General features: G+C 46.5%; 9 protein-coding genes and 1 pseudogene. 6 read left to right on the forward strand and 4 right to left on the reverse strand.

All coding sequences use genetic code 11. The features are described from left to right. The first annotated feature begins 226 nt into the window (after positions 1-226). The 6 genes from AAAT87_RS08340 to AAAT87_RS08365 all read left to right on the forward strand — a co-directional run bounded on the left by AAAT87_RS08340 (position 227) and on the right by AAAT87_RS08365 (position 9,319). Complete coding sequence (locus AAAT87_RS08340; protein WP_349226184.1) at positions 227-2,569, forward strand: ABC transporter permease; 2,343 nt, start codon at positions 227-229, stop codon at positions 2,567-2,569. A gap of 31 nt (positions 2,570-2,600) precedes the next feature. Further along, positions 2,601-3,281: an ABC transporter ATP-binding protein gene (locus AAAT87_RS08345; RefSeq protein WP_118311189.1), complete on the forward strand. Its 681-nt coding sequence runs from the start codon at positions 2,601-2,603 to the stop codon at positions 3,279-3,281. A gap of 175 nt (positions 3,282-3,456) precedes the next feature. Further along, entirely contained in the window at positions 3,457-4,878 is a 1,422-nt protein-coding gene (locus AAAT87_RS08350) for a TolC family protein (protein WP_349226185.1), read from the forward strand. Between the two features lie 3 nt (positions 4,879-4,881). Next, a complete protein-coding gene (locus AAAT87_RS08355; RefSeq protein WP_316210721.1) occupies positions 4,882-6,135 on the forward strand; it encodes an efflux RND transporter periplasmic adaptor subunit in 1,254 nt (417 codons plus the stop codon). 49 nt (positions 6,136-6,184) lie between these two features. Beyond that, positions 6,185-8,566 carry an ABC transporter permease gene (locus tag AAAT87_RS08360; RefSeq protein ID WP_349226186.1) on the forward strand — a complete coding sequence of 794 codons (2,382 nt, stop codon included), beginning with the start codon at positions 6,185-6,187 and terminating at the stop codon, positions 8,564-8,566. A gap of 78 nt (positions 8,567-8,644) precedes the next feature. Next, positions 8,645-9,319, forward strand: a complete 675-nt coding sequence (locus tag AAAT87_RS08365) for an ABC transporter ATP-binding protein (protein WP_349226187.1) — start codon at positions 8,645-8,647, stop codon at positions 9,317-9,319. On the opposite strand, the gene AAAT87_RS08370 is transcribed toward AAAT87_RS08365, so the two are convergent. The 4 genes and pseudogenes from AAAT87_RS08370 to AAAT87_RS08385 all read right to left on the reverse strand — a co-directional run. Then, the gene (locus tag AAAT87_RS08370; protein ID WP_089543306.1) at positions 9,320-9,709 is read right to left on the reverse strand and encodes a HEPN domain-containing protein; all 390 of its coding nucleotides are present in this window, start codon (positions 9,707-9,709) and stop codon (positions 9,320-9,322) included. A gap of 5 nt (positions 9,710-9,714) precedes the next feature. After that, positions 9,715-10,035 (reverse strand): nucleotidyltransferase domain-containing protein, encoded by a 321-nt coding sequence (locus AAAT87_RS08375; protein ID WP_022111204.1) that lies wholly within the window; start codon positions 10,033-10,035, stop codon positions 9,715-9,717. A gap of 78 nt (positions 10,036-10,113) precedes the next feature. Then, positions 10,114-11,436: a sensor histidine kinase gene (locus tag AAAT87_RS08380; protein WP_349226188.1), complete on the reverse strand. Its 1,323-nt coding sequence runs from the start codon at positions 11,434-11,436 to the stop codon at positions 10,114-10,116. Then, a pseudogene (locus AAAT87_RS08385) lies at positions 11,426-12,313 on the reverse strand (sigma-54 interaction domain-containing protein); the annotation flags it as partial. The gene AAAT87_RS08380 and the pseudogene AAAT87_RS08385, both read right to left, overlap by 11 nt. Positions 12,314-12,536 lie beyond the last annotated feature (223 nt).

The raw sequence follows: 12,536 nt of genomic DNA on the forward strand, positions 1-12,536 counted from the left end.
TGTTTGCAAAAGTACGCTTTTTTCCCGAAACGACAAACAAAAACGGGGCTGTTGTGTGATAATCATACAATAGAGTGTATGAAATTCATACAATCCACCTTCCGGGCTGCCGGAAATCTTGGCTGAAAACGGGAGAAGCCGTAACTTTGCAGCAGCTAACGAAAAGAGGGAGATGGTATTCTTCCTTTATCGTTTGATTTAAGTGAAACAAAAAATAAATGAGTATATGATGAAAAGTTATGTGAAATTCTTATCACGCAACAAGCTTTATGCCACCATAGAGGCCTTGGGCCTCTCGGTGGCACTGGCTTTTGTGCTGATTCTCGTTTCCTACGCTACTGCAGAGTATCGTGTGGGAACGAATCAGAAGCAGGCGAAGGAACTCTATGTTGCAGGTTCCGGCGATTATCTCGGAATGACCTGGGGCACAGCCAAGGAATTCTTTCCTTCCATCCCGGAAATCAAGGGATGGACAAGATTTGGTGAATATTATGCTCCGCAGGGAGCCATGATAGATGGCCAGTATTATGAGGCAAAATATCTGGCTATCGACCCGAATTTTTGCCAATTCATGGATTATCAATGCCGTGGTTGTGCGCCGGATCATCTCCTTTCGGATGCTCATCAGGCAATGGTTTCGGAATCTTTTGCCAAGAAAGCCTTCGGCAACGCCAATCCTATCGGCCGTACCATCCAATGCGGTAAGCTGCAACTCAAGGTGGTGGGAATCATGGAGGATTTCGACCGTGAGGACCTTCTTAACCCATACGATATTTTCGTGTCGATGAAACTGATAGAAGCTAAGGCTCAGGCGATGGATCAATTTGGCTCCTGCACTACGGTGGCGCGACTGGCAAAGGAAGCCGACCCCGAAAAGGTGAGACAGACCTTGCTCGGCAAATACATAAACTACTGGAAGGAGTGGAAAAAGGAATCAGGTGGATCCGACTTCATGTGGGGCTGCCAGTTTGTGAGATGGGACCAGATTCATTTTACGGATGATGATGTCGATATTTTCAAGCATGGAAATCGTACTCTCGTGAATATCCTCCTGGTTGTGGCGCTGGTTCTGCTGCTTTCTGCCTTGTTCAACTACATCAATCTTACGGTGGCTCAGATTGGCAACCGTGCGAAGGAGATGGCTACCCGAAGACTGCTGGGCGAATCGGTAGAGGGCGTGATGCTGCGCTATCTTAAAGAGTCGGCGCTCTTCACGGCAGTCTGCTTCCTGCTGGGCTTGTTGATTTCCTGGGCATTCATCCCGTTGTTCAATTCTATGTTGGATACGAAAATCGACCTGTTCCATTCCTTCGACCTTCTGTGGTTCCTGCCGTTGGCTTACGTCATCATTTCCATCTTTGCGGGAATCCTTCCTGCCATCGTGGTTTCCCGTTTCAATCCGATAGATGTGGTGAAGGGAACCATCCGCATGCGCAGCAAGATGTGGTTCAGCAAGATATTTATCGTAGCCCAGAACGTCATCAGTATCACGCTGGTAGTCATGGCGATAACGATGATGCTCCAGATGAAGCATCTTGCCGATTTGCCGTTGGGTTATCAGACGAAGGATATTGTTTCCATCATTTCTTCCTTGGATGGTTCGCCGGAGAAGATGTCTATTCTCAAAAACCGTCTGAAAGCGCTTCCTGAGGTGGAAGAGGCAACTTACGGCAACGCCAATCCTATCAGAAGCTGGGGAAATGGCGTGCATGATGACAATGAAAAACTGATAGGAATGCTCCGTATGTTCATGGTAGATTCCACGGCGATGAAGATGCTGGGAGTCAGGGTGATTGAACAGTATTGCGAGCCAGCCTATGGCAAGATTTGGGTAACGGAAGAGGCGAAGCGTGCCTATGGCGTTTCTGCCCACAAGCCTTGGTTCGGAATGAGAATGAAGGATGGTAAACATGAATATGAGGTGTGCGGCGTGATTGCCGATTATCATAGTGGAGATGCGCTGAGCGAGAATGAGAAAACGGAGCATAATGCCATTGGAGTCATTACCCCGCAGCAGGGTGGATGGGCTGTTCTGGTGAAAACCCGTGGCGATCATGCCCAGGCGCTGCAGGCAATCAGGAATACCTGCAAGCAGGTGGCTAAGGAACTGATGGGTGTTCCTGCGGAAATGGAGGCGGAATATATGGATGATACTTTGAAGAATAACCTCAAGGACAAGCATAATATGATGGTGCTCATCATCACCTTTATGAGCATTTCTATCCTGATTTCTGCCCTGGGTCTCTTCGGAATGTCGGTTTATTACGGCAACCAGCAGAAGCGCCAGATTGCCCTGCGCAAGGTGATGGGCGCTTCGATTGGGGATGCGGCTTGGCAACTGGCTAAGAGATTCCTCGTCAGTTCGCTGGTGGCTGTGGTCATCGCCATTCCTATCTGCGTGAAGCTGATGCAGACTTATCTTATGGATTTCGTCCATCGCATCTCCTTCCCTTGGTGGGTGTTGCTGGCTGGTGCCATCTTTACTTTATTGATAGCCTTTGTTTCGGTTATCGGCTGCACCCTGCGTACGGCAATGTCGAATCCGATAGACAGCATCAAGGCTGAATAATGAGTCATAAACTTTAAAAAGATTTCTAACGATGATACGAACAGAGAATTTAACTAGAATATTCCGCACGGAAGAGGTGGAAACCATCGCCCTGAACGGCGTAAACATAGAGGTAGAAGATGGTGAGTTTATCGCCATCATGGGTCCTTCGGGATGCGGCAAGTCAACCTTGCTGAACATCCTGGGCTTGCTGGATAGTCCTACGGAGGGCAAGTATTGGTTGAATAACGAGGAAGTGGGCCATCTGAAGGAGCGTGAGCGCACCGCCTATCGCAAGGGTCGCATCGGCTTCGTGTTCCAGAACTTCAATCTTATCGATGAACTTACCGTTGAGGAAAATGTGGATTTGCAGCTGAAATACCTCGGAGTGGGGAAGGCGGAGCGCAAGGAGCGTGTGCTCGAAATTCTGAGAAAGGTGAAGCTGAGCCATCGTGCCAAGCATTATCCTCATCAGCTTTCGGGCGGTCAGCAGCAGAGGGTTGCCATCGCCCGTGCCGTGGTGGGCAAGCCTAGCATCATCCTTGCCGATGAGCCTACGGGTAACCTCGATTCCAAGAATGGTATGGAGGTGATGCAGTTGCTTAGCGAGCTGAACGAGGAGGGAACCACCATCGTGATGGTGACGCACTCCAAGCACGATGCTACCTACGCCAGTCGCATCATCAATCTGTTTGATGGACAAGTGGTGGATGCGATGAATGATCAGCTTTGATCTTTGGTTTCGAATGATTAGCTTTGAGCTGCGGTTTTCTGTCCAACAATTAGACGGTGGTGTCTAATTGTTGGACAGTTTGTTTAATGAGGGTTTTTATTTAATGGCTTGATTATCAGGAGAAATGCTGTTTTGGCACGGCTCTTGTCCTAATCATGCCAAAATGAAGAAGATTATGAAAAGAATAGGAATATTGATAGGATGGTTGGTCTGGGCGGCTGGTGCCTCGGCACAGAGCTGGAGCCTTGACGACTGCATGAAATACGCCGTGGAGCACGCCACGGAGGTGAAGCGGGAGGTGGTGAATGCCCGCCAGCGCAAGCAGGATTACCAGCATGCTGTGGCAGGATTCCTGCCTACCGTTACGGGTGGCGTGCAGGGACAGTATGCCTGGGGACGAAACATCGACCCGGAAACCAATACTTATAATAATGTAACGACATTCAACAACTATTATCAGCTTTATGCCGAACTGAATGTCTTCGATGGTTTCGCCACCATCAATGCCTTGAAGCAGGCTAAGCTGAGCCGGGATTATTCAGCCACGGCGATGCAGAAGATTCAGGACGACCGAGCCATCGACGTGATGCAGAAATATGTGGATGCTGCCTATGCTGAGGCAAGCATTCGGATAGCAAGCGAGAAACTGAACGAAAGCAAGCGGATGCTGGCTAAGATGAAGCGACTGTATGAACTGGGCGAGAAAGGCCGACCGGATGTGGTGCAGATGGAATCGCAGGTGGCAGAAGATGAATACAATCTTACGCATCAGGAGAATGTGGCAAAACAGAGTCTGCTCGCCTTGAAATCCGCGATGAATTTTCCGGTGGATGAAGAGCTGAAATTGGCGGCTCTGACGAAGACTCAGAAGAAAAGCCTGGAATCAGGAATGCTGAAAGAAAGCGAGAAAGAAGCTGGTAGTCAGAGCGTAGAACCAAATGGGGTAGAGAATCTGGGGACTGACAAAATAGAAACGTCAATCTTACCTGTAAACTACGAAACCGTTTACCAGGGCTTTCAGAATATTTCTCCCGATTTGAAGTCGGCAGAATACGAAGTGGAGCGGGCACGGTATGATTACAAGCTAGCAAAAGGCAGATTGCTGCCATCACTCTCTCTCGGTGGCGGCATTTCTACCAACTATTACAAGAATCTCTCTCAGAAAGGGCAATACGATGGGTTTGCCTCGCAGTTTCGCAACAACCAGGGCGAATACCTCGCATTGACCCTTTCCATACCTATTTATAATAGCGACCGCTGGCACAGCGTGAAGAAGGCACGCAACGACTGGCAACTGGCGCAGGTGAACCTGGAGGAAACCCGTCGCAAGCTTCACGACCAGATAGCCCAGGCGGTAATGGATGCAGAGGGTTACGCCAAGGAGTTGCATCAGATGCAGAAGAAGGTTGCCTCCGATTCGCTCGCCTATCACATGTCGAGCCGGAAGTTTGAAGAAGGAATGCTTTCCACTTTCGATCTTCATACCGCAGCCCAGACGCTTCTGGAAAGCAGAATCAAGGAACTCCAGATGCAGTTGCTGCTCATTATCAAACAGAGATTGGTTGCTTATTATCAGGGAGAAAATTTAATAAGATAAATTATGGATATAAAGATAGAAAAGAAAAAATATCTCGTGCCTCGCAAGTATTGGGCATGGATTGGCGGAGGAGCGGTTTTGATCGCAGTCCTCATTTGGTTGGGATTGGGCAATTTCTCTTCCACCCTGAAGGTGGATAGAAAGGGATTGAGCATCGGAACCGTAGAGAAGGCGCAGTTCAACGATTATGTTTCGGTGGATGGACAGGTGGTTCCCATCTCCGTGGTACAGATCAGTTCCGAGGAAGGCGGTATTGTTCTGGAGAAAGTGGTGGATGAAGGTGCCCACGTGAACAAGGGCGATGTGATCGTGAAACTGAGCAATTCGAATCTCGACCTGGAGATTCTGAATGCCGAAAGCGAACTTGCCGAAAAGCAGGACATGCTTCGCAACACCCAGATTTCGATGGAGCAGGACCGTCTGAACAACAGCAACGAGGAACTGTCGCTTTCGCAGGATGTCATTACCAAGCGCCGTTCCTATCAGCATCAGGCGGCGTTGCACAAGGAAGAACTCAATTCGCGCGAGGAGTATCTCAAGGCAAAGGAAGATTACGACCTTGCCGTCAAGAAGCATGCGCTCATCAGCAAGCGATTGAAGAAGGATGCCCAGCTCCGCCGTTCGCAGATGGATCAGATGGGCGATAATCTGGAAGCCATGCAGAAGAATGTGCAGCTGGTTCGCCAGCGCAAGGAGAAACTGAACATCCGCAGCACTATTTCGGGCGAAATCGGTTTGCTCGATGTGGAGTTGGGACAGAGCATTTCTGCCGGACAGAAGATTGGAGTCATCAACGACCTCAGCGATTTCAAGGTGCAGGCGCAGGTGGATGAGCATTACATCGACCGGGTAAAACCGGGACTTACAGCCACTTTCGACCAGAACGGCAAGCATTATCTCCTGCAGGTTCGCAAGGTTTATCCCGAGGTAAGAGACGGCAGGTTCCGCATCGACTTCATCTTCAAAGGTGTTCGCCCTGGCAATATCCGAACCGGTCAGACTTATTATGTAGATTTGCAGCTCGGCCAGTCGAAGCAGGCAATAATCATCCCTAAAGGCACGTTTTATAGTGTAACGGGCGGTCAATGGATCTTTGTATTAGACAAGAGTGGCAAGAAGGCTTATCGCCGAAAGATTACCATCGGTCGCCAGAATCCTCAGTATTATGAGGTGATTGAAGGCTTGGAGCCGGGCGAACAAGTCATCGTTAGCGGCTACGAAGCCTATAAGGATAATGATGTATTAGTTTTTAATTAGTAGTGATTAGTGATAAATTGGGCTAACGCCCTAGAAACAGGATATTGATATGAATCATATTATTAACGCATTCAAGAATCTGCCTCGAAGGGGCCAGCACAATTTTGTGAAGATCTTGTGTCTGGCGCTCGGCTTGGCAATCAGTTCGGTAATTATTGCCGAGATTTATTTCGAGCAGACTTACGATACTTATTTCCCAGGATGGGAGAGGACGTATCAGATTATGGAAGTGGGGCATAATAAAGGAGAAAAACTTTATTTTGATCAAACTTCGGGAGCTACGGCTCATGGAATAGCCCAATATGCGCCTATCGTAGAGGCTGCAACCCGAGTAAACTGGTTGAAAAGCAACGCACAATGTAAGTTGGAAAACCAACAGGTTTTCTCTGCTGATATGGTATTGGCAGATAGTTGCTTCTTCGATGTCTTTCCCCAAAGAATATTCATGGGTAATGCCAAGGAAACTTTGTCTCGTCCTAAATATTGTCTGGTTAGTTCAAGGGTTGCTGAAAGGATAGGAGGTAATGTTGTAGGTAAGCATTTTTCTGTGCCGAATTATCCTGGTATCATATTTACGATAGGTGGTGTATTCGATGCTTTTCCATGGAATTCTACTTTTACATCCTATGGAGTGGTTATGTCCATGTCAACGATGCCGCAGGTTCGTACTTTTGATGCGAGAAATGACTGGATTGGTTCTGATATATTCAATTCTTATATTCGTATAGCAAAAGGACATGGTGTAGGCGAATTGAAACCCTATGTTGACAAGATGCGCCAGGATCATTTTCCTATGAAAGAGTTGAAACAGGCAGGAATGGAATTGAATTATGATTTTGTGGTACTTAGTGAGGTCTATACTCAAAATTCTTACATCAAGATGATGGGGTGGATTCTAGGAATCATAGCCTTTGTGCTCCTTTTTACTTCGGTAATGAATTATCTGCTGATTATTATCGGTAATTTGATGACACGTTCTCGGGAGATGGCCGTCAGAAAGTGTTATGGTGCAGCACCGAAGAATATTCATTCTATCATATTTTCAGAGGCATTGGTACATGTTGGATTAGCGGTATTGCTTGCGACTTTATTCATCTTCCTTTGTAAAGGAACAATTAGAAACTTCCTTTCTGCGCCAATTGAAGCTTTGATGTTCTGTAGGGGAAGTTGGATATTGGTAGCCATTTGTCTTTTCGTGTTATTGGTGGGAGGATTGGTTCCTGGTTGGTTATACAGTAGAATTCCTGTTGCCGTAGCCTTTCGTGGTTATCAGGAAAATCGGAATCGCTGGAAGCTTGCTTTGCTTGGTTTTCAGTTTGTTATATCAGGTCTTCTGTTCAGTTTGCTTTATGTTGTGAGTGCTCAGTATCACTTGATGGTGAATCAGAATCCTGGCTATAGTTATGAAAATGTTGCCATATTGAAAGTTGACGCCTTGGATAGGGAACGTCGTGTTCAATGCCTGGAAGAAATCAGGCGAATGCCCGATGTAAGCATGGTCTCATCTACTTATACCATCCCTTTGGATGATTGGGGAATAGATGGTAATACGATAGCTTTGCCTGGTGACGAAACTGCTCAATTCAATGCTCAGGATATTGGAGGCGTGGATGATAATTTCTTCAAGATGTTGGAGATTCCAATCATACAAGGATCTTTCTTTACCGAACGTAATGATAGCTGCAGCCAAATCATGATAGAAGAAAAAATGGTTGGAAAATTACAGAAGGTTTTTCATTGGAAAGATGGTGTTATCGGTAAGCGTATAGAATATTCGGGTGATGGAAAGGTTTACTCTATTTGTGGTGTATTCCGGAATATACAGATAGGTAGTCTTACCGGTCAAGATTCGGACCTCAAGTCTTTGCCTGCTTTAGTTTTCTATGAAGATAAGGTTGCGCCGTATATGTTGGTTAAGTTTAAGGAAATGACGGATGATACATTAGAAAAACTCCAAAAGAAGGTGCAAACTATGTATCCGAATAATTTGGTGAATGTATATTCTTATCAGTCGGAACTGGAATTACAGTATGCTTCTCAGCTCCATTTCCGCAACGGAATCCTGGTTGCCGGTATCATCACGATGATCATCGCCCTCTTCGGATTGGTGGGTTATACGAGTGATGAGGTGAACCGCCGCCGCAAGGAGATTGCGATAAGAAAGGTGAACGGAGCGAAGGTGAAGGATATTCTTCGCATCTTCCTGAAGGACATTATGAAGATTGCCTTGCCTTGCATCATCGTGGGCGATTTGGGGGCTTGGCTGATAGCCAGACAATGGCTCATGTCGTTCAGCGAGAAGATTACGATGACGCCTTTGTTGTTTATCGGCGTTACCATCATCTTGCTCGTCATCATCGGGCTTTCCGTCGTCATCAACTGCTACAAGGTGGCTAACAGTAATCCGGTGAAATATCTCAAGGATGAATAAGTCTCCCACAGATTTCACAGATTTAAGGGCGTATGCCCTAATTTAACATTCAACATTTAACACTTAACATTGAACAAAATGATAAAAGTAGAGAATCTTTGCAAGTCATTCCGCACAGAAGATGTGGAGACGATTGCTTTAAATAATGTATCTTTCACAGTAGAAGACGGCGAGTTTGTTGCCATTATGGGACCATCCGGTTGCGGCAAATCTACCTTGCTCAACATTCTCGGTTTGCTCGACAACCCAACTTCGGGAAAATATTTCCTGGGTAATCACGAGGTGGCAAACCTGAAGGAAAAGGAGCGTACGGATGTGAGAAAGGGAGAAATCGGTTTTGTGTTCCAGAGCTTCAACCTGATAGATGAATTGAATGTAGAGGAGAACATCGAACTTCCTCTTACCTACCTCAATATTCCGAAGGCAGAGCGCAAGGCAAAGGTGCAGGCGATTATGAAACGAATGGCCATCAGCCATCGTGCCAAGCACTTCCCTCACCAGCTATCAGGTGGTCAGCAACAGCGAGTAGCCATCGCCCGTGCCGTGGTCTTCAGTCCGAAGCTCATCCTAGCCGATGAGCCTACGGGTAACCTCGATTCCAAGAATGGAGCCGAGGTGATGCATCTGCTTACTGAGCTGAACCACGAGGGCACCACCATCGTCATGGTGACGCATAATGAGCATGATGCCAAGATAGCCCATCGCACCATCCGCCTGTTTGATGGACAGATTGTGGAGGAGGGCAATCAGTAATTATTTGACTAAGTTTAATATGGCTTTTATAAAATCGTGTGATAAGCCAATAATTTCCAGGATGTCATTTTCGGAAATTTCGTAGGCGCAGTTGTAATCGGCTTTTTGCCTTAATTGGAACATACGGGCGAGGAAACTGCCATAAGAGATATCTACGATACCAGTCTTTACGAAGTGTAAGCTGAATTGGGTGTTAATGCCAGCATGAGTGTGGGCATTAACACCTTTTGCTATGAATAGAGCTTGTACGGCATGGAAGCAGGCATAATAATAGCGATTGGCTGCTAAATCCCAATGCTTTAGTTCAACCATTTCATCTGCTTGAGTTAAAAAGCGCTTGGCTTTTTCTACTTGCAGACTGATTAATGTGTCTTTGTTTACTTGATCCATAACTTTTATATTAAACTAATGCCGTCTCGATTTACATTCTCGTAAAAAGGGGTGAAGTTATACGATTCCCATTCTTTCTTTGTGTAAAGAATGGGATTGATTTCTGTGCCGAGGTCGCAACCTAACAAGACAAACGGGTAACTTACTTTGTCATAGTCTGTTTGTTCCAGCTTGTCTTTATCTAAAAGGATAAGAATGTCCCAGTCTGAATCGTTGCGAGCATCACCTCTCGCTCTTGATCCATACAATATAGCCTTGCTTCCTGAAGGAATAGCAGATTTAGCTATATCTTTTATCTTTAATATGGTCTTATCGTCTGTTGACATAAGCTTAATCTTTTATAATGGCAAAGATATGGTAAAAAAGCGAAAGTGCCAAACTTTCCTCCCCAAAATTATACTTTTTTATGGGATGATGATGCGGAAGGTGGTGATTCCCTGTGCCTTGTCCTGATGGAGCGAGAGGCTGCCGCCGCTTACTCGCATGATCTGGCGGGAGAGGGAGAGACCGATTCCGCTTCCTTCCGGCTTCGTGGTGAAGAACGGGATGAAAATGTGGGAGGCTACATCTTCGGGGATGAGACCGGCGTTGTTGCTCACGTCGATGATGATGGATTCCTGGGCGTTGGCGTAGGCATGGAGACGGATAAATGCCTTCTTGCTTGCCGCGGATTGCAAATCCGCGGAGCGGCATTCCTGCTTGTTCCTACCCTGCTCATTTCCATCTTGCTTGTTTCTTTCTGCAGATAACTTCCCCTTTTCCCTGAAAGCTTCTACGGCATTCTTCAGAAGATTCGTTACTACGTGAGAGAGGAGGCTCTCGTCGGCGTAAACCAGCAAATCCTTTGGAGAAACTTCTATTTCTACTTTGTGGTTGCAGAGCAGAGCCATCCTTTCCAGGAATGGTTCCACATAGAAGAGAGCAGGCTGAGGCTGGGGAACATGGGTGAAACGGCGATAGTTGTTGACGAAAGCCAACAGTTCGGTTCCTGTTTTGTAGATGGTTTCCAGGCCTTGCTTCAGCTTTGCTTGCTCAGCAGATTGCAGCTTCTCAGAAACCTTCATCAATTTGTCTAGAGAATGTAAATCATCAGATTCGTTATCTGCAATCAGCAGCTCCTTGCTGCCCAATTCTTTCAGTAGAGTTTCGCTCAGCGAAGTAACCGGCGTGATGGTATTCATGATTTCATGGGTCAGCACACGAATCAGCTTGATCCAGGAATCCACCTCCTGATTGCTCAGCTCGTAGCTCACGTCGCTCAGGGCGATGATACGCACGTGCTTGTCTTTCAGCATGGCTTGCGTCTCATGTTTTGCCAGGTGTTCATCCTTCAGTTTCTCTTTTACCTGGTTCATGTGGGTAAGCACATCCGTATCGAGCAACCGGAGGGCTGCCTGGTTGTGCTGCAGGATGTTGTCGTGACTATCCACCACCAGGATGCCCGTATCCACTGTATTCAGAATCTGCTCGTAATATTTCTCCCGATCCATCTGCTCCTCTCTCGTATGTTGCAGGAAGAGCTTGATTCGGTTGAGGGATTGATGCAGAATATTATCTTCCTTAAACCTCTTCTCCGTAGGAAAGCTGAAGGAGAAATCCCCATTATCTATCGCATCAAAAAGGAAGGTTACCTTCTTGATGTTGCGGCGATAGTGGCGGTAGAGGCGAATGTAACCCACTACAGCCACGAGCAAAAGCACGATAATTATAATTAGTTTATAATCCATATCGCTTAATCTTATTATAAAGCGTCTGGCGGGAAATGCCCAGTCTTGCGGCTACCACCGACAGGTTTCCTTCACATTCCCTGATGGTTTTCTCTATCATTCGGCTCTCCATCTCGTCGAGCGTCTGAACCTCTTCCAGGGGCTTCTCTCTTCTCTGCTGGTTTCCGCCGTCAATATCTTCGGCAGAAATCATTCCGCCATCAGATAGAATCACGGCTTTCTCGATGGCGTGCTGGAGTTCACGGATGTTGCCGTACCATGGCAAACTGGTAAGTTTTTTCTCAGCTTCTTCCGAAAGACGGAGATTCACCTTATTATATAAATCGCCATATTGACGGAGGAATCTTTCTGCCAATGGAACGATGTCTGATTTTCTCTGTCTCAGGGCAGGCAATTCCAGATGGATGGTGTTGATGCGATAGAGCAGATCCTCTCTGAATTCGCCATCGTTTACCATCTGCTGCAGATTGCGGTTGGTGGCGCAAACCAGTCGTACGTTGATGGGAATCTGCGTACTTCCGCCCACTCTTACGATGCTTCTGCGTTGCAGGGCGGTAAGGAGTTTTGCCTGAAGACCATAGGATAGGTTTCCTATCTCATCCAGGAAGATGGTACTGCCGTCGGCAAGCTCAAACTTGCCCGGTTTATCCACCTTGGCATCAGTAAAAGCACCCTTCACATGACCGAAGAGTTCGCTCTCGAAAAGGGTTTCCGTAATGGCTCCCATATCCACAGGCAGCATCTTTTTCCCACATCTTGTGGATAAACGGTGTATTTCGTTGGCTAACACCTCTTTACCTGTTCCGTTTTCGCCCGTAATGAGGATGTTTGCATCGGTTGCGGCAACTTTTTCCACAATGCTTCTTAAATTGTTCATCCTTAATTCCGCAACACTATAGTTTAACATTATTTATAAGTGCCTGAGCAACAAAAAGTTGCCCAGGATTTTGCCATGTCAGAATTTTCACTTACCTTAGTGTTGCGAAAAGAAGACAAGCAAAACTCTAATATGACATGGCAAAGATACAAATAAAATCTGAGAAACTCACTCCTTTTGGAGGAATTTTTTCTATTATGGAGCAATTTGATGCTCTTTTAGC

The sequence above is a fragment of the Segatella sinensis genome, assembly GCF_040095255.1.
In the GTDB taxonomy this organism is placed as follows: domain Bacteria; phylum Bacteroidota; class Bacteroidia; order Bacteroidales; family Bacteroidaceae; genus Prevotella; species Prevotella sinensis.

Bases quoted from the DNA above. Each gene is read 5' to 3' on its own strand.
- AAAT87_RS08360 (WP_349226186.1), top strand. From the start codon at position 6,185: ATGAATCATATTATTAACGCATTCAAGAATCTGCCTCGAAGGGGCCAG.
- AAAT87_RS08375 (WP_022111204.1), bottom strand. From the start codon at position 10,035: ATGTCAACAGACGATAAGACCATATTAAAGATAAAAGATATAGCTAAA.
- AAAT87_RS08380 (WP_349226188.1), bottom strand. From the start codon at position 11,436: ATGGATTATAAACTAATTATAATTATCGTGCTTTTGCTCGTGGCTGTA.
- AAAT87_RS08350 (WP_349226185.1), top strand. From the start codon at position 3,457: ATGAAAAGAATAGGAATATTGATAGGATGGTTGGTCTGGGCGGCTGGT.
- AAAT87_RS08340 (WP_349226184.1), top strand. From the start codon at position 227: ATGATGAAAAGTTATGTGAAATTCTTATCACGCAACAAGCTTTATGCC.
- AAAT87_RS08345 (WP_118311189.1), top strand. From the start codon at position 2,601: ATGATACGAACAGAGAATTTAACTAGAATATTCCGCACGGAAGAGGTG.
- AAAT87_RS08355 (WP_316210721.1), top strand. From the start codon at position 4,882: ATGGATATAAAGATAGAAAAGAAAAAATATCTCGTGCCTCGCAAGTAT.
- AAAT87_RS08370 (WP_089543306.1), bottom strand. From the start codon at position 9,709: ATGGATCAAGTAAACAAAGACACATTAATCAGTCTGCAAGTAGAAAAA.
- AAAT87_RS08365 (WP_349226187.1), top strand. From the start codon at position 8,645: ATGATAAAAGTAGAGAATCTTTGCAAGTCATTCCGCACAGAAGATGTG.